Raw genomic sequence first — 16,324 nt, 5'->3', positions numbered from 1 at the left:
ATTAAAAGGAGTTATTATGTTTAAGTATTTTGATCATAAAGTTATAAAAACAGCCTTAGCTTCTTTTTTATCATATTATCTTGCAGATTATTTTGGAATAAAATATGGGCTTACTGCAAGTATTATTGCTATTATTTCTATTCAGGCAACTAAAAGTGATAGTATAAAAATTACAATTGAACGTTTCTTTGCAGTTATCTTAGGAATGTCACTTTTTATATTATTATCATCATTTTTAGGATATCACTATATTACATTAGGAGTCTTTATTCTTCTTTTTATGCCACTGTGCATTAAATTTAGAATTGTTCAAGGTTTCTTAGTTACTACTGTTCTAGCAACACATATTTTAAGTGAAAAATCAATTTCTCTAGATTTTTTACTTAATGAATTTTATGTTTTAATTTTAGGATTATCTGTTGGAAATATTTTAAATCTTTATATGCCTACTAACTCTAAAACAATAGATTTAATCAAAATGAAAGTTGATTTAATTTTAAAACAAATTCTCTCAGATATTTCTGAAAGTTTAAAATGTAGCTGTGTCTCTGTTAATGAAGATAAAAATTTCAAATCATTAAAAGCTACAATAGAAGAGGGACGAAAGTTCTCTTTATTAGATTATGATAACTCTCTCTTTGATAAATGTAATGAAAATTTAAACTTTTTTTCTATGAGAAGAAGACAGTATAGAATTTTAACTAGAATGAGAACATGTTTCAAAAGATTATATATTACTCATGAATATAGTCTTATTATTGCTGAATTTATAGCCAAAGTTTCAGAAAATGTTGAAGTTAATAAAAAAACTACTCCGTTAATTGAAGAGCACAAAGAATTAAAAGAATTATTCTCAAATTTCCCTCTCCCTAAAACTAGAGCTGAATTTGAAAATAGAGCTACTTTATTTCAACTTTTACAGGAAATGGAAGAGTTTCTTAATGCTAAAATCGAATTCAAAAAAGATTATGAGAATTAATCTGTAAACTTATTATAAAGGAGTGCTCATGTTAGATAAAAACAAACGACAAATAAACTACTTAAGATTATCTATTACAGATCATTGTAACTTAAGGTGCAAATATTGTCTCCCTGAAAAAGATACAAATTTTTATAGCAATTGTGATTTATTAAATAGTAATGAAATAGAAAAAATTGTTAAGGCTTTTTCTTTAATTGGTATAAAAAAAGTTAGAATAACAGGTGGTGAACCTTTAGTTAGAAAAGATTTTAAAGAAATTTTAGAAAAAATAAATCACATTGAAGGAATAGATAAAATCGCTATTACTACAAATGGATTTCAACTTTTGGAAAACTTAGATCTATTCAAAGAAAATGGATTAAACAGAATTAATATAAGTTTAGATAGCTTAAATGCTAAAAAATATAATGAAATTACTCGTGGTGGGGATTTTGATAAAATTTTTAAAACTATTAAAGAGGCAACTTTAAAGAATTTTGAAAAAATACGTTTAAATGTTGTTATTATGGAAGGTATCAATGATAATGAAATTTTAGACTTTGTCAATTTAACTAAAGACTTAGATATTGGTGTACGTTTTATTGAAATAATGCCAATTGGAGAAGGTAAAAAATTTACTTCTGTTAAAAATTCAGATATTTTAAATCTTATAAAAGAACATTATTTATTAGAAAAAAATTCAAACCTCTCTACTGATGGGCCTGCTTCTTACTATAAGGTTTCTGGATTCACAGGAGAGATTGGTTTTATTAGTCCTCTTTCAAATAGATTCTGTGATAGTTGTAATCGAGTTAGAGTAACTTCTAACGGCTTTTTAAAACTATGTTTACATTATAACAAAGGAATTGATTTAATACCATATTTAAAAGACGAGACTTCTGTGGAAACTTTAGCAATGATTATTGAAAAAGCTATCTACGATAAAAAACCAAAAGAACATCACATGGATAATAGTGAAAATATCAATGACATAGAACCAAATGGTATGAACAAAATAGGAGGATAAAATGGGAAAAGTTATAGCAATTTGTATAAGTGAAAATAAGGGGACTGAAAAAGTTGTTGTTGAAAGTGGAGTTTTAATTGAAAACTTTGGATTAGAAAAAGATGCTCATGGAGGAAATTGGCATAGACAAATTAGTTTATTAGAACTTGAAAAAATCGATGATTTTAATAACAAGGGTGGAAATGTTAATTTTGGAGCTTTTGGAGAAAATCTAATAATTCAAGGTATAGACTTAAAAAACCTTGCCGTTGGTAGCATACTACAAATTGGTACATCTCTTCTTGAAATAACTCAAAAAGGAAAACAATGTCATCACCACTGCAAAATATATCATAGAGTTGGGGATTGTATAATGCCTCGTGAAGGTGTTTTTGCAAAAGTATTAAAAGGGGGAGTTATTTTTCCAAACGATGAAATTAAAATAATCAAATCTCCAATAACATTAGAAGCTTGCGTTGGCTCATATTCTGAAGCTATTGCCGCTATAAATAAAGGTGCTAATAGAGTTGAACTTTGTGAAAATCTATTTGAAGGTGGAACTACTCCATCTTATGGAACTATTAAAAAAGTTAGAGAACTTGCTATTCCTGCTTTTGTAATGATTAGACCTAGAGGTGGAGATTTCTGCTATTCTCAAGCTGAAATTGAAATTATGAAAGAGGATATCAAAATTTGTAAAGAACTTGGTGTTCTTGGAGTTGTTTTTGGAGTTTTAACAAAAGATAATAAAATTGACTACTCTCTTTTAAAAGAACTTGTTGAACTTTCAAAACCTATGAGCATAACCTTCCATAAGGCTATTGATGAGATTGAAAGCCCAGAAAATGAAATACTGACATTAGCAGAAATTGGAGTAGATCGAATTTTAACATCTGGTAAAAAAGCAACTGCTTTTGAAGGAGCTGAGCTTTTAAATAAATTTATTAAAATTGCTAAAGATAAAATAAAAATTATTGTATGTGGCGGAGTGACATCTGATAATTTCCAAGAGATTAACAAATTAATTCCAAGTACAGAATACCATGGAAAAAAAATAGTTTAAAATATAAAAAATGACGGAATTTGTACTTTCCGTCATTTTTTATTATATTTATCTTGATTTTTATTCACTTTTATTTTAAACTATTGAAGTTGTATATTAGTATTATTACATACATGAATCAAGGGAGGGTTATTTTTATGAAATTTTTTAACAAAAAGTACATGAGTTTTTTTGCTTCTTTACTTTTAATAACAACTTTAGCTCAAGGAAAAGAATTTATTTCTTCTGCTAAAGGATACAATGGTGATATTAAGGTAAAAGTTGATATTGTTAACAATGAAATCAAAAATATCAGTGTTTTAGAAGAAAAAGAAAGTGATTTTACAAAAGATGGTATGAATTCTATCATCGCTGATATTATTGAAACTCAATCTGTTAAAGTAGATAATGTTGCAGGTGCTACTTCTACTAGTGTTGGACTAAAAAGAGCTGTAGATAGAGCTATTAAGGAATCTAAAGCGAAATTAACTCCAAAAGAAAAAAAAGTTATAGTTTATAAGGATGTTACAACAGATGTTGTCATTATAGGTGGAGGTGGAGCAGGACTTTCTGCTGCTATTGCTGCTAAAGATAAAGGTTCAAATGTTATACTGGTTGAAAAAGCAGCTATTCTTGGAGGAAATACGAATTATGCCACTGGTGGACTTAACGCTGCTGAAACTTCTATTCAAAAAAATAAAGGTATTGAAGATTCTGTTGAAATCTTTATAGATGATACTATGAAAGGTGGAAAAAATACAAACGATAAAACTTTAGTTGCAAAAATGGCTAATTCTTCTGCTGAAATTGTAGATTGGTTAATAGAAAAAGGTGCTGATTTGACTGATCTTGGAAGAATGGGAGGACAAAGTGTCGATAGAACACATAGACCTACTGGTGGAGCTCCTGTTGGACCAAATATGATTGCGGCTCTTTCTAAAACTGCAAAAGAGTCAGGTATTGATATTAGATTATCAACTTTTGCTGAATCTATTATTTATGATGGTGAAGCTGTTAAAGGAATTATTGTTAAAGCTCCAAATGGACAAAAATATAATATAAATTCAAAAGCAGTTGTTATTGCAACTGGTGGTTTTGGGGCTAACTCAGATTTAATTGTTGAAAATGTTGCTTCTCTAAAAGGATTTGGAACTACTAATCATAGAGGTGCTACTGGTGATGGAATAATTATGACTAAACCACTTAATGTTGATTTAGTTGATATGGAACAAATCCAGACACACCCAACAGTTATTCCTACTAATAGTGTTATGATTACTGAAGCTGTTAGGGGTAATGGAGCTATTCTTGTCAATAGAGATGGAAAAAGATTTATTAATGAGCTAGATACTAGAGATGTTGTTTCTAAAGCAGAACTTGATCAAAAAGGTGGAAGTGCATACCTTATGTTTGATGAAAATGTTAAAAAAAGTTTAAAAGCTATAGATAGTTATGATAAAAAAGGGTATTTAACTAAAGGGAATACAATTGAAGAACTTGCTAAAAACTTAAATATTCCTTCTAAAGAGTTAGAGAAAACTTTCTCAAAGTATAATGAAAGTGTTAAAGCTGGTATTGATTCTGAATTTAATAGACAAAGTTTACCAACTTCATTATCACAAGGACCTTTTTATAGTGTAGAAGTTGCTCCTGCTGTTCATCATACTATGGGTGGGATCAAAATAAACGAAAATACCGAGGTTTTATCTAATGGAAAACCTATAAAAGGTCTTTATGCTGCTGGTGAAGTTACTGGTGGAATACATGGGTCTAATAGATTAGGTGGGAATGCTGTTGTTGATATAACTGTTTTTGGTAAAATAGCTGGAGAAAACGCAAGTTCTTTTTCAAAATAATTGTTTATTTTAAAAACTATAAGTTTGTAAAACGCATTTAATGATTTATTAAATGCGTTTTTTATTTGTTTTTTTTGATTTTTGTATTGCTTTATAGAACAAATTATGATAAAATCAGTTGAGTCTATACCACATCAATAGACTCGATATATTTCATAAATGGAAATTGTGAAAAAATATTTTCAATTTTTACACTTATTCCATAAATTCACTTTATTATTAGGGAGGAAAAAATGTCTACAAAATCTGCAACAAAAAAAATGAGCTTTTTTGAGAGATTCTTAAACTTTGTTGAAGTTACAGGAAATAAGTTACCTCACCCAGTTGCCATGTTCTTTGGTTTCTTTGTGATAACTATCATATTTTCTATGATACTTTCTTACACTGGTGTTTCTGTAAACTATAAGGAAATCTCAAGAACTACTGGACAAGTTATTGAAAAAACAACTTATGTTCAAAATCTTTTAACTAGAAGTGGTATTAGAGGAATTTTCGGTTCAACAGTTAAAAACTTTACAGGGCATGCTGCACTAGGATCAATTGTTGTTGCTATGCTTGGAGTTGGTTTAGCCGAAGGAACTGGATTACTAAACTCTATAATTAAGAAAATTGTTATTTCAACTCCTAAACAATTAGTTTCAGCTATAGTTGTTTTTGCTGGAGTTATGTCAAATATTGCATCAGATGCTGGATACGTTGTTCTAATTCCACTTGGAGCAGTAATCTTCTTATCTTTTGGAAGACATCCACTTGCTGGTATTGCTGCTGCTTTCGCTGGAGTTTCTGGTGGATTCTCTGCTAACCTTTTAATTGGTACTACTGATCCATTACTTGGAGGAATTACAACATCTGCAGCACAAATTGTTTTACCTGGGTATTCTGTTACCCCAACTGCAAACTTCTTCTTTATGTTTGTTTCTACTTTCTTTATAACAGCTGTTGGAGCTTGGATAACAGATAAAGTTGTTGAGCCTAGACTAGGAGATTATAATGGTCCAAAAGTGGATATTAACTTAAATGATCAAATTAGTCCTGAAGAGAAAAAAGGATTAAGAGCTGCTGGATTAGCTACAATCGGATTTATTATTGTAGTTTTACTTATGGTTATTCCTGAAAATGCTATTTTCAGATTAACTCCTGAAGAAATTACAAAGTTTATAGCTGAAAACAATAGAGAACCTGGAACTATGGAAATTTTAAAACCTTTCTTTAGTGATTCTATTGTTTATATTCTTATGTTAGCATTCTTTATTCCTGGACTTGCTTATGGTGTTGCAGCAAAAACTGTAAAATCACATAAAGATGTTATTAAGTCAATGACTAAAGCAATGGCTTCTTGTGGACAAGTTTTAGTTATTATCTTTGTTTCTGCTCAATTCGTATATGTTTTCTCTAAGTCAAACATAGGAATTGTTATTGCTGTTAAATTAGCAGATGTTTTAAAAGACCTGGGAATATCTGGAATTTGGGCAGCTGTAGGATTAATATTCTTAACTGCATTTGTTAACTTATTTATTGGTGGAGCTTCTTCTAAGTGGTTAATGCTTTCTCCTGTTTTCATACCTATGTTCGTTGAATTAGGATTAACTCCTGAGTATACTCAATTAGCGTACAGAATCGGAGATTCAACTACTAATATAATCTCTCCTCTAATGTCATATTTCCCTATCATAGTTGGATTTGCATCTAAATATGAGGAAAAAGAAGGATCTATGGGAATTGGAACTATTATTGCAATGATGCTTCCATATTCATTAGTATTCTTAATTGGATGGTCAATTATGTTTATCGCATGGACTTACTTAGGGCTACCTATTGGACCTGGGGTTAGCATGTTTATGTAAAAAAAATAAAAGGATGAAGAGAAATCTCTTCATCCTTTTTTATATATCTTTCTCTTCTCCAACTTCAATTAAATCTATATATTTTTTCATTTCTTTTCTAGAACTTTCACCTTTTGAAAAAATGGTTATCACTTCAGTTGGATTCAATGTTCTTATAAAACTATTTAGCATAACTAAATCCATTGTTTTTTCTCCACCAAAATAACTATTTTTTATATGCCCTATATTTGCAATCATAATATCTATAGGATAATATATTAACACTTTTATTATATTCTCTTGATAAATTGTTTCCCCTGTAACATAAATTCTTTTTACTTTACCGAGTTTATCGATTATGGTTACTAAATATCCATTCGCTTTTCCTAATATAGGGTTTGACAAGAACCCACCACCTTTATAAGTTGGAATAACTTCAACTATTATTTTATACCCTTTTATTTCTAAATCTATTTTTTTAAACCAGTCTACAAAATAGATATTTGCATTTTTTTTATCTCGTAAATATTTTCCGCACTCTTTCCTTGAAATAATCTTAGCTTCATCTTCTATAACTTTAACTCCTTCTTCATCAAAAGAATCAGGATTACATTCAGTAATTAACCAAAGCTTTATATTTTTAAAAGAATCATCCATAGGAGAGATTAATTTAATATCACTATTTTTTTTTAAAATAAATGATGGATTACAACCGATTTTAAATTTTTTATCAACTTCTAAAAACCAACAAGTCTTACCTAAAAATTTAAATTTAAACTCCATAATACTCTCATCCTCCCCAAAATTTACTTATATATTTTTTTCTAAAAATATCATTACATTCCTTTAAATAAAAAAAGATATCCTTAAGATATCTTTTTTTTATTTTTCTGTTTTTATAACTCCATTTACATACTCTACTTTTATAATTTTATCAGTAAAGGGAACTTCTTGAGTAATAAAACCTGTAAATAACTTATCTTTATAATATAATTTAGTTCCTTTTAATTCTAAATTTTCATCTCCAAATTTAACTTCTTTTTTCATACAACCAACCAATGATAATATTGCTATAAATAATACTAATTTTCTCATTATTTAACTCCTAACTATTTTTTAATTTTATTATAACATATTCTTTACTTAAATATTATTGAATTTTCTATTTAATTAAAAAGGATTTTATTTTTTTAATAGTATTTTAATATATCGTATTTACTTTTAACTAAATAGATTTTAAAGGTGGTGTTATGAGTACTGATTTCGCAATATTAGCTTTTTTTAGCTTAATGTTAACCTATCTTTTAATTTGTGAGATATTTACTATTTTATTTAGACTTACTGGACTTACAGAAGAAACTGCACGTTTTCAAGTTATCTCTATGTTAACAACTTGTGGTTTTACAACTGTTGAAAGTGAACTTATTACATCTTCTAGAAAACGAAGAAAATTAGCTTTTGTGACAATTCTTTTTGGTTATATATTTTCTGTTACAATTGTTTCGATGGTTATAAATTTTTTTATGAGACTAACTGATGGAAATGTTTTTCATTTAATTGTTAAAGTTCTTATAGCAATAATTGCACTTATTATTATCTGGTATTCTCTTTTAAAAGTTAATTTTGTAAAAAATAATTTTGATCGCTTTATAAGTAAAATTGGTATTAAAGCAATGTTTAAAAATCAACACAATCCAATAATGATTCTTGGAGTTTTTAAATCTGAAGTTATTGCTGAGGTTACAATTACTAATCTTCCTGAAGAATTATCTCAAGTCCAATTAAAAAACTCTAATATTCGTTTAAATTACACTCTTCAAATTTTAACTATTATAAAAAATGATGACATATCTATTGGCGTAACCGGTGAAAGTATTTTAGAAAATGGTGATAAAATAATTATCTTTGGAACCCTAAAAAATATAAAAAAACTTTTTGTAAAAGAAAAAGATTTTTTATAAATTACTATTGATGTTTTCTTATTTATGAGGTATGTTTATAATAACCCTAAATTATTTTTTAAAGGAGGCATTATGAAAAATATAGTATTTGATATTGGTAATGTTCTGCTAGATTTTCATCCACAAGAATTTTTAAAAGGATTAGGATTCGAAAAAAATATTGAAGATAGGTTATACAAACTAATTTTTTTAAGCGATGAATGGAAAGAGTTAGATCGTGGCTCTATTGATTATGAAGTTGCTGAAAAAATTTTTAAGACGAAAGCTCCTGATTTAAAAAAAGAAATATCTATTGTTCTTGATAAGTGGCACGAAATGCTTGTTCCTATCGAACCAAATGTTGATCTTTTAAAATCATTAAAAGATTATGGATATAATATTTATTACCTTTCTAACTTTCAAAAAGATGTTTATGAAAAAATGTATGATAAACATGATTTTTTAAGAATTGGAAATGGAGGTGTTATCTCGTATCAAGTCAATACTTTAAAACCTGATCATTTTATATATGCAATTCTTCTTTCAAAATATAATTTAGACCCTAGTGAAACACTATTTATCGATGACAATTTCGATAATATCGAAGAAGCTAAAAAAATAGGTTTTCATAGTGTATTATTTACAAATTGTGATGAACTTAAAAATTCTATTAAACCACTACTTTAATTTTAAAATATAAAAAAAGAACTCTAATTTTTCAAGAGTTCTTTTTTATTCTATTATTTTTACAATAATTTGAATCAATATAGGATAAAAGCTTACAATTGATACTAATCTCATCAATTGGATAATCGCAACTTTTGGAGTATCTGCTCCCATTTCACTTGCAATAATAGAAATATCTGATACTCCTCCTGGTGCTGCTGAAAAAAGAGATGTTGCTATATTAAAATTACTCGATTTATAGACTATTAAACCAATAATAATATTCATAAATAAAAATCCTATAATAACAATAACAACTAAATGTAATAACTGTCCCATTTCTAAAACATCTTTTAAAGACACTTTAGTTCCTATTAGAGCCCCTCCAAACATCTGAATTAATTGCCTCAAAGGAATTGGCATAACTCCTCTATTAAAAAAAATATTAAATATTCCAACTCCAACCATAGAAAAACTTAATGCTCCTGCTGGTACTTTTGATAAATATCCTATATACCCTATTACAAGTCCAACAACTATTGTTAACATTATATTTTCTAAACTATTTTTCTTATTAGTTTTACTTTTTTCATAAGTTTTTACTACTTCAGTCTCACCCTTTTTTCTTATTATTTTTTTTAAAAAAATAGGAATAACTCCAATTACAGATATTAATCTAATCAATTGAAACATTACAACTTTAGCTGAATCAGCATTTAGCTCATGAGCAATTAAAGTCATATCCATCATTCCTCCAGGAGCAGTGGAAAATAATGCTGTTGCCAAATCTAATGATGAATTCTTATAAAGAATATATCCTAATACAAAATTCATTATAGCCATACAACTTACTATTAGTATTGCTGGCTTTAATACTTCTTTTAATCCTAAAATGTCCTTCTTTTCTATCCTTGCACCTATAAATGCTCCTGTAGCTATTTGTGTTAGTATCTTGTATTCTTGAGGCATCACAGCTTTCCCTGAAAGTAAATTAAATATTGAGACCAAAACCATAGATCCTATCATAGCTCCTGCTGGTATTTTTAGCTTTAAACCAATTTTCCCGCCAATTATAGCTACAATTATAGTCATTAAAAACTCCATCATCCCCTCCAAATAATATCGTTAATTTATCTTAACATATTTCTAAAAAAAGATATATTTTTTCTTAATTTATTCTATTGATAATCACATCTTTATGAGGTATACTCGCAATAATAGGTTTTTATCATCATCAATATAATTTATATGGAGGTATATGTATTTATGAAAACATCATATAATGAAAAATTATTAAGAATCAATTTAACAACTAATGAAATAAAAGTAGAACCTTTAAATTTAGAAATTGCTAAAAAATTTATTGGGGCAAGAGGATTAGGAACTAAAATTCTTTTAGATGAAATCGATCCTAATATTGATCCTTTATCTAAGGAAAATAAATTAGTTATTATGACTGGACCTGTTACTGGAGCAGCTGTTCCAACAGGTGGCCGATATGTTGTTGTTACAAAATCTCCTCTTACTGGCATGATTGCTTGCTCTAACTCAGGTGGAGAATGGGGAGCTAAACTTAAATATTCTGGTTATGATGGTATTATTATAGAGGGAAAAAGTAATACTCCTAAATACTTGTACATTAACGATGATAAAGTTGAACTTTTAAACGCACACAACATCTGGGGGAAAACTAGTACTGAAACTGATAGTTTTTTTAAAGAAAATTATTCTCAAGCATCTGTTTTAAATATTGGTCCTGGTGGTGAAAATCTTTCTCTTATGGCCGCTATCATAAATGATACCGATCGAGCGGCTGGAAGATCCGGTGTTGGAGCTGTTATGGGTTCTAAAAATCTGAAAGCGATTGTTGTTAATTCTTCAAGAAATTCAATTCCTGTTGCTAATCCTGATGCTCTAAGAAAAGAATTAGTTTTAGCAATGAAAAAAATAAAAGAAGATGGCGTTACTGGTACTGGACTTCCTACTTATGGAACTGCAGTTCTTGTAAATATTATAAATGAAACAGGAAGTTTTCCTACAAATAATTGGCAAGGATCATATTCTAAAAATGCAGAAAATATAAGTGGAGAAACTCTTACTGAAAAATATTTAAAAAGAACATATAACTGTCATCGATGTCCGATAGGTTGTGGACGAGTTGTGGAACGAGAAGGTAAAGAAATTGGAGGTCCTGAATATGAAACTTTATGGGCGTATGGTGGAAATTGTGGAGTTTATGACATACCTACAATTAATGAAGCCAACTTTTGGTGTAATGAACTTGGATTAGATGCAATTTCTGTTCCTTGCACTATCGCTGCTGGAATGGAGTTATATGAAAAAGGTCTTATTTCTGAAAGCGATTGCGAAGGTATCCCTTTAAAATTTGGAAGTAAAATTGCTGTAGTTGAATGGACAAAAAGAATTGGATTTGGAGAAACTATCCTTGGTAAACTAATGGCTTTAGGTTCACAAAGATTATGTGAATATTATGGTCATCCTGAAATATCAATGTCTGTTAAAAAACAAGAGCTTCCTGCATATGATGCTCGTGGAATACAGGGAATTGGTCTAAATTACGCCACTAGTAATCGTGGAGGATGCCATGTTAGAGGCTATATGATATCTCCTGAAATTTTAGCTCACCCTGAGTTATTAGATCGAACTGTTACAGACAATAAAGCCTCTTGGACTAAAACATTCCAAGATTTAACTGCTGTTATTGATTCTATGGGAATGTGTCTATTCACTTCTTTTGCCCTTAATGCAGAGGATTATACTAACTTCTTAAATGCCGCTACTGGTACCGAGCACACTGTTACATCACTTTTGGATACTGGTGAACGAATCTATAATTTAGAAAGAGTTTTCAATAAAAAAGCCGGAATGAAACCTGAAGATGACCAACTTCCTAAACGTCTTTTAAAAGAAGCTATTGTAGAAGGTCCTTCTAAAGGACTTAAAAGTAAACTTGATATAATGCTTCCTGAATATTACAGAGCTCGTGGATGGGAAAATGCTTTCCCTACAAAAGAAACTCTACAAAAACTAGGATTAGAAGATTTATGTTAGAGATTCGCTTTTTTGCTACTCTTAGATTTAACAGAGGAAATATTGTAAAAATACCGTTTTATCAAGATATTACAGGAGCTCAACTTCTTAATTTTTTTAACATTTCACAAGATCAAGTATCCATATTTTTAGTTAATGGCTTTCATCGCTCTTTAGATACAAAACTTTGTGATGACGATATTATTTCAATTTTTCCACCTGTTGGTGGTGGCTAATGGAAAAAAGATATATCAAAAATTTTAACTCATTAAGTGAATTTGAACAAGAAATTATAAAACAAAAAACTATTTTAGTTATTGGCCTCGGAGGTCTTGGAGGCTTTATTTTAGACTCTTTAGCTCGACTAGGAGTAAAAAAAATTAAACTCATCGATTTTGATAATTTTGATATCACTAATTTAAACCGCCAACTTTTATCAACAGAAAAAAATATTGGTTCCTCTAAAGTTTTAGAGGGGAAAAAATATATTCACTCAATTAACTCTTTGATTAATATAGAAATTTTCAATTCTAAATTTGAAGAGTGTTGCTTTAAAACTATTTTTAAAGACACAGATATCGTTTTTGATTGCTGCGACAATATAATTACTAAGTTCAACATCGAAGAACAATGTCAAATTTTTAATATACCCCTTATTTATGGATCAGTAGCTGGATATTTCGGACAAGTTAGCTGTATTTTACCTAACTCTCCCTTATTAAAACAAATTTATCCCCAAAAATATATTAAAGGAGTAGAAAATCAAACTGGAAATCTTTGTTTTGTAGTATCAATTGTAGCTTCTTTACAAATAAATCTTTTTCTTAAATTAATTTTAAAAAAAGCAATAAAAACTCATGGTTTTTATTATATCGATATGAATATTTTTGAAATTCAATGGATTTCTTTTGAAATTAAAAAGGAAAAATGAACTATTTTCAATAAATTAATTATAGATATCAATATATTTGGAGGTTTTTATGAAAAAAGCACTTGTTATTTTTAAAAGTGGAGATGATCTTAATTTAATAATTGAAAGTTGTCTTTCATTAAAAAAAGAATTTGGTTTTGAGATAACTCCTGTTTATGCATTAAATGTAAATCCTTTTATTAATAATTCTGAAGACTCAGCAAATCTTCTTGAAGATTTTTCTGAACTTCAAGATGATTTTTTAGATAAAACAAAAGAAAAGTTAATTGAGCACAAATTAAATGCTCATCTACTTACAATTGTTCAAGTTACTACAGAAAATCTAAAAAATCTTTTAAGATTAAATGATCTTCTTGTTTATCAAGAGGGATTATTTTTAGGAGATCTTTTTTTAGAAATTTTAAAAACTATCTATAGACCAATTATAGTTTTAAGAGGTAAGCCTTTAAGTTTTGAAAGTATTGGCATTGTATCTGATGATGGAATAAAAGTTAATAAAAGTGTTTATAATTTTCTTTCATTATTTTCAACTACAGATATTGAAAAACTTGATATTTTTACGTGGAATTATAAGAAAAAAGAACATACTTTGCTTGAACTTGTTCATGATAAAGGTGTATTACCAAATTTAAGAGGTTTTTCTTCTCCTTTAGATGATCTTGAAGATTTTTACTTCGAACTTAATAAAACTTCTCTGTTAATCATGGGAAATCTTAGTCACTCATTCTTCTTTGAGAAAGTAACTAATCGTATGGGATTAAACATTTTAGAGCATGTTAATACTCCTATTTTTATAGCTTAAAAGGAATTTAAAAAGAGACTTATCAGTCTCTTTTTTTTATGTTATAATCTACCTCAGTGTAAAAATTTTAAAAGGAGTTAATAATGAAATTTCGTTCAATTGATTTAGAGAAGGATTCTATAAGTAGGTTATTTTTTAATTTTTCTTTTCCTGCTGTTATGGGAATGTTAATATCAGCATTCTATGTTATTGTTGATGGTATTTTTATCGGTAGAGGAATTGGAGGAGATGGTTTAGCTGCTATAAATTTAGCTTACCCCATTATTACACTAACCATCGCCCTAAGTTTAATGTTTGGAACTGGTGGTGCAACAGTTATTTCTATAAAGCAAGGGGAAGGAAATTTAAAAGAAGTTAACCGATATTTTTCACATATGATTATTTTAAATGTCATATCATACATCATTATTTGCTTATTAACTCTTATTTTTCAAAATAAAATAATTTTCTTACTTGGAAGCAGTGAGAAACTTTTTTATCTAACTAAAGCTTATTTAATTCCTGGAGTTATTTTCAGTATATTTTTTATGCTTTCTATATCCTTAAATGCAGTTGTTAGAAACAATAATAGCCCTAATTTTGCTATGGCTTCTATGGGAATAGGTGCAGTAGTTAATATAGCCTTGGATGCTTTATTTATCATTAAATTTAAATGGGGAATGTATGGTGCTGCTTATGCCACAGGAATTGCCCAAATGGCATCTGCATTATTTTTACTTTCATATTTCTTTAAAAAAGATTGCAATATAAAATTTATAAAAGAATCTTTAAACTTACAAGTTATAAAAAGAATCTGTTCAAATGGTTTTTCATCTTTTATTTTAGAGTTTGCTGTTGCTATTATTACAATTTTATTTAATTCTACTTTAATGATTTTAACTGGTGAAATTGGAGTTGCTGCTTTTAGTATAATCGCATATATTTTCTATGTTTTTAGAATGATTTTTAATGGTTTAGCTCAAGGAATACAACCCATTATTAGTTATAATTTTGGAGCAAAACAACGAGATCGAATTAAAGCAACTCTAATTTTAGGACATAAAATCTCCTTAATCGTTGCTTTATCAATTCTTTTTTTAGTTTACTTTGAAAGAAATTTTATTATAGAATTTTTCAATGGTGACATTGAATTAATTAAGCTTGCTTCTAGAGGTCTTTTAATTTATTCTTCTGCTGTTATTTTTTTAGGAGCTAACTTTATAAATATATCATATCTTCAATCTATGGAAAAATCTACTTTTGCTAATATTCTATCATTTGGAAGAAGCTTCGTGTTTATTATTATTGGTATATTTACTTTACCTGATTTTATAGGAATTGATGGTGTTTGGCTTTCTCTACCTTTTGCAGATTTCATGACATTCATAACAGGTGCAGCAGTGACATTGAAAAAGAAAAATAGAAAAATCTTATAATTTTTTTTAGCTAGAAAAAGAAATTAACTTTTATTTAGTATATATTTATCATAATACTTTTATAATAAAAGGAGGGAAATCTATGCTGCACTTTGTACACGACTTTGAATTCTTAGGATTAGCGAAGAAAAATTTTACTGATGATTATGGAAACGAGATGAGTCAACTATACTATATATATAAATGTAAAAAATGCCATAAAATTAGAATCAAAGAGTTTATGGTGTCTAAATCCGATGAATCTGATGGAATTCCTACGGTGTTAGGTTTATATCGTAATGCTCTTGATTGTGATGTAATTAAGGCTATTGAAATCTCTTAATCTTCTAGTATAATTGAGGAGGCTATTAAATGTTTTTAAAAGAATTTAAAGAGTTTGCCATAAAAGGAAATGCTATAGATTTAGCTGTTGGTGTTATCATTGGTGGTGCTTTTGGAAAGATTGTTAGTTCTATTGTAAATGATATTTTAATGCCGGTTATTGGTATATTTTTAGGTGGAGTTAATTTCAGTAATTTGAAATATGTTATTAAACCTGCTCAAGGAACTGTACCTGAAGCAGCTATACGATATGGTAATTTTATTCAATCTGTTGTTGACTTTACTATAATTGCATTTTGTATCTTTTTAATGGTTAAAGGTATTAATCATCTTCGTAAAAAAGAGGAAGCACCTCCTGCTCCTGCCCCTAGTAAAGAGGAGATTCTATTAACAGAAATTAGAGATCTTTTAGCTAAAAAATAACTTTAAATAAAAAAAGGATTGTCGTAAAAATGACAATCCTTTTTATTATTTCTTATTATCAAACTCTAATTTTATTTCATCTAATAT

17 protein-coding genes and 1 pseudogene are annotated in these 16,324 nt (G+C 28.3%); 15 read left to right on the top strand and 3 right to left on the bottom strand.

Translation table 11 applies throughout. The annotated features are described in order from the left end of the window. The 6 genes and pseudogenes from Q0V08_RS05755 to Q0V08_RS05735 form a co-directional block, all read left to right on the top strand. A partial coding sequence (locus Q0V08_RS05755; protein ID WP_297432889.1) for an aromatic acid exporter family protein occupies positions 1-979 on the top strand: 979 nt, incomplete at its 5' end. A 28-nt stretch (positions 980-1,007) separates the two neighbouring features. After that, positions 1,008-1,988 (top strand): GTP 3',8-cyclase MoaA, encoded by a 981-nt coding sequence (gene moaA / locus Q0V08_RS05750; protein ID WP_297432887.1) that lies wholly within the window; start codon positions 1,008-1,010, stop codon positions 1,986-1,988. Position 1,989: 1 nt separating this feature from the next. Then, positions 1,990-2,394 (top strand): annotated as a pseudogene (locus Q0V08_RS11505) (MOSC domain-containing protein); the annotation flags it as partial. Positions 2,395-2,424: 30 nt separating this feature from the next. Beyond that, positions 2,425-3,030, top strand: coding sequence for a copper homeostasis protein CutC (locus tag Q0V08_RS11500; protein ID WP_366099775.1), 606 nt, complete (start codon positions 2,425-2,427; stop codon positions 3,028-3,030). Positions 3,031-3,167: 137 nt separating this feature from the next. Continuing rightward, positions 3,168-4,865, top strand: coding sequence for a flavocytochrome c (locus Q0V08_RS05740; RefSeq protein WP_297432882.1), 1,698 nt, complete (start codon positions 3,168-3,170; stop codon positions 4,863-4,865). Positions 4,866-5,098: 233 nt separating this feature from the next. After that, a complete protein-coding gene (locus Q0V08_RS05735) occupies positions 5,099-6,709 on the top strand; it encodes an AbgT family transporter (protein WP_297432880.1) in 1,611 nt (536 codons plus the stop codon). 39 nt (positions 6,710-6,748) lie between these two features. Here Q0V08_RS05735 and Q0V08_RS05730 read toward each other — a convergent pair whose 3' ends face one another. Together Q0V08_RS05730 and Q0V08_RS05725 are read right to left on the bottom strand one after the other, a co-directional pair. Further along, positions 6,749-7,471 carry a hypothetical protein gene (locus Q0V08_RS05730; RefSeq protein WP_297432878.1) on the bottom strand — a complete coding sequence of 241 codons (723 nt, stop codon included), beginning with the start codon at positions 7,469-7,471 and terminating at the stop codon, positions 6,749-6,751. 99 nt (positions 7,472-7,570) lie between these two features. Continuing rightward, entirely contained in the window at positions 7,571-7,783 is a 213-nt protein-coding gene (locus tag Q0V08_RS05725; protein ID WP_297432876.1) for a hypothetical protein, read from the bottom strand. A 155-nt stretch (positions 7,784-7,938) separates the two neighbouring features. On the opposite strand from Q0V08_RS05725, the gene Q0V08_RS05720 reads away from it, so the two are divergent. Together Q0V08_RS05720 and Q0V08_RS05715 are read left to right on the top strand one after the other, a co-directional pair. Then, positions 7,939-8,649, top strand: a complete 711-nt coding sequence (locus Q0V08_RS05720) for a hypothetical protein (protein WP_297432874.1) — start codon at positions 7,939-7,941, stop codon at positions 8,647-8,649. Between the two features lie 72 nt (positions 8,650-8,721). Further along, the gene (locus Q0V08_RS05715) at positions 8,722-9,315 is read left to right on the top strand and encodes an HAD-IA family hydrolase (protein WP_297432873.1); all 594 of its coding nucleotides are present in this window, start codon (positions 8,722-8,724) and stop codon (positions 9,313-9,315) included. Between the two features lie 45 nt (positions 9,316-9,360). Here the strand turns inward: Q0V08_RS05715 and Q0V08_RS05710 are convergent, their stop codons facing one another. Further along, positions 9,361-10,398, bottom strand: coding sequence for an AbrB family transcriptional regulator (locus Q0V08_RS05710; RefSeq protein ID WP_297432871.1), 1,038 nt, complete (start codon positions 10,396-10,398; stop codon positions 9,361-9,363). Between the two features lie 162 nt (positions 10,399-10,560). On the opposite strand from Q0V08_RS05710, the gene Q0V08_RS05705 reads away from it, so the two are divergent. The 7 genes from Q0V08_RS05705 to mscL all read left to right on the top strand — a co-directional run bounded on the left by Q0V08_RS05705 (position 10,561) and on the right by mscL (position 16,237). Beyond that, positions 10,561-12,366: an aldehyde ferredoxin oxidoreductase family protein gene (locus tag Q0V08_RS05705; RefSeq protein ID WP_297432869.1), complete on the top strand. Its 1,806-nt coding sequence runs from the start codon at positions 10,561-10,563 to the stop codon at positions 12,364-12,366. Beyond that, positions 12,360-12,581, top strand: coding sequence for a MoaD/ThiS family protein (locus Q0V08_RS05700; RefSeq protein ID WP_297432867.1), 222 nt, complete (start codon positions 12,360-12,362; stop codon positions 12,579-12,581). Before Q0V08_RS05705 ends, Q0V08_RS05700 begins: the two co-directional genes overlap by 7 nt. Next, positions 12,581-13,276 carry a ThiF family adenylyltransferase gene (locus tag Q0V08_RS05695; protein WP_297432866.1) on the top strand — a complete coding sequence of 232 codons (696 nt, stop codon included), beginning with the start codon at positions 12,581-12,583 and terminating at the stop codon, positions 13,274-13,276. The genes Q0V08_RS05700 and Q0V08_RS05695 overlap by 1 nt, the downstream gene beginning before the upstream one ends. Positions 13,277-13,325: 49 nt before the next feature. Further along, positions 13,326-14,078: a hypothetical protein gene (locus Q0V08_RS05690; RefSeq protein WP_297432864.1), complete on the top strand. Its 753-nt coding sequence runs from the start codon at positions 13,326-13,328 to the stop codon at positions 14,076-14,078. 83 nt (positions 14,079-14,161) lie between these two features. Next, a complete protein-coding gene (locus Q0V08_RS05685; protein WP_297432862.1) occupies positions 14,162-15,493 on the top strand; it encodes an MATE family efflux transporter in 1,332 nt (443 codons plus the stop codon). An 82-nt stretch (positions 15,494-15,575) separates the two neighbouring features. After that, positions 15,576-15,815 carry a hypothetical protein gene (locus tag Q0V08_RS05680; RefSeq protein WP_023051068.1) on the top strand — a complete coding sequence of 80 codons (240 nt, stop codon included), beginning with the start codon at positions 15,576-15,578 and terminating at the stop codon, positions 15,813-15,815. A gap of 29 nt (positions 15,816-15,844) precedes the next feature. After that, a complete protein-coding gene (gene mscL / locus Q0V08_RS05675; RefSeq protein WP_297432860.1) occupies positions 15,845-16,237 on the top strand; it encodes a large-conductance mechanosensitive channel protein MscL in 393 nt (130 codons plus the stop codon). Positions 16,238-16,324: the final 87 nt, after the last annotated feature.

The sequence above is a fragment of the uncultured Cetobacterium sp. genome (assembly GCF_947038635.1).
Lineage (GTDB): Bacteria > Fusobacteriota > Fusobacteriia > Fusobacteriales > Fusobacteriaceae > Cetobacterium_A.
The sequence above is the reverse complement of the archived record's forward strand: the minus strand, read 5'-3'. Positions and strand labels throughout refer to the sequence as shown.

What these genes read in the sequence shown, in the direction of transcription:
- moaA (WP_297432887.1), top strand. Translation starts at nt 1,008, where the DNA reads ATGTTAGATAAAAACAAACGACAAATAAACTACTTAAGATTATCTATT.
- Q0V08_RS05740 (WP_297432882.1), top strand. Translation starts at nt 3,168, where the DNA reads ATGAAATTTTTTAACAAAAAGTACATGAGTTTTTTTGCTTCTTTACTT.
- Q0V08_RS05735 (WP_297432880.1), top strand. Translation starts at nt 5,099, where the DNA reads ATGTCTACAAAATCTGCAACAAAAAAAATGAGCTTTTTTGAGAGATTC.
- Q0V08_RS05730 (WP_297432878.1), bottom strand. Translation starts at nt 7,471, where the DNA reads ATGGAGTTTAAATTTAAATTTTTAGGTAAGACTTGTTGGTTTTTAGAA.
- Q0V08_RS05725 (WP_297432876.1), bottom strand. Translation starts at nt 7,783, where the DNA reads ATGAGAAAATTAGTATTATTTATAGCAATATTATCATTGGTTGGTTGT.
- Q0V08_RS05720 (WP_297432874.1), top strand. Translation starts at nt 7,939, where the DNA reads ATGAGTACTGATTTCGCAATATTAGCTTTTTTTAGCTTAATGTTAACC.
- Q0V08_RS05715 (WP_297432873.1), top strand. Translation starts at nt 8,722, where the DNA reads ATGAAAAATATAGTATTTGATATTGGTAATGTTCTGCTAGATTTTCAT.
- Q0V08_RS05710 (WP_297432871.1), bottom strand. Translation starts at nt 10,398, where the DNA reads ATGGAGTTTTTAATGACTATAATTGTAGCTATAATTGGCGGGAAAATT.
- Q0V08_RS05705 (WP_297432869.1), top strand. Translation starts at nt 10,561, where the DNA reads ATGAAAACATCATATAATGAAAAATTATTAAGAATCAATTTAACAACT.
- Q0V08_RS05700 (WP_297432867.1), top strand. Translation starts at nt 12,360, where the DNA reads ATGTTAGAGATTCGCTTTTTTGCTACTCTTAGATTTAACAGAGGAAAT.
- Q0V08_RS05695 (WP_297432866.1), top strand. Translation starts at nt 12,581, where the DNA reads ATGGAAAAAAGATATATCAAAAATTTTAACTCATTAAGTGAATTTGAA.
- Q0V08_RS05690 (WP_297432864.1), top strand. Translation starts at nt 13,326, where the DNA reads ATGAAAAAAGCACTTGTTATTTTTAAAAGTGGAGATGATCTTAATTTA.
- Q0V08_RS05685 (WP_297432862.1), top strand. Translation starts at nt 14,162, where the DNA reads ATGAAATTTCGTTCAATTGATTTAGAGAAGGATTCTATAAGTAGGTTA.
- Q0V08_RS05680 (WP_023051068.1), top strand. Translation starts at nt 15,576, where the DNA reads ATGCTGCACTTTGTACACGACTTTGAATTCTTAGGATTAGCGAAGAAA.
- mscL (WP_297432860.1), top strand. Translation starts at nt 15,845, where the DNA reads ATGTTTTTAAAAGAATTTAAAGAGTTTGCCATAAAAGGAAATGCTATA.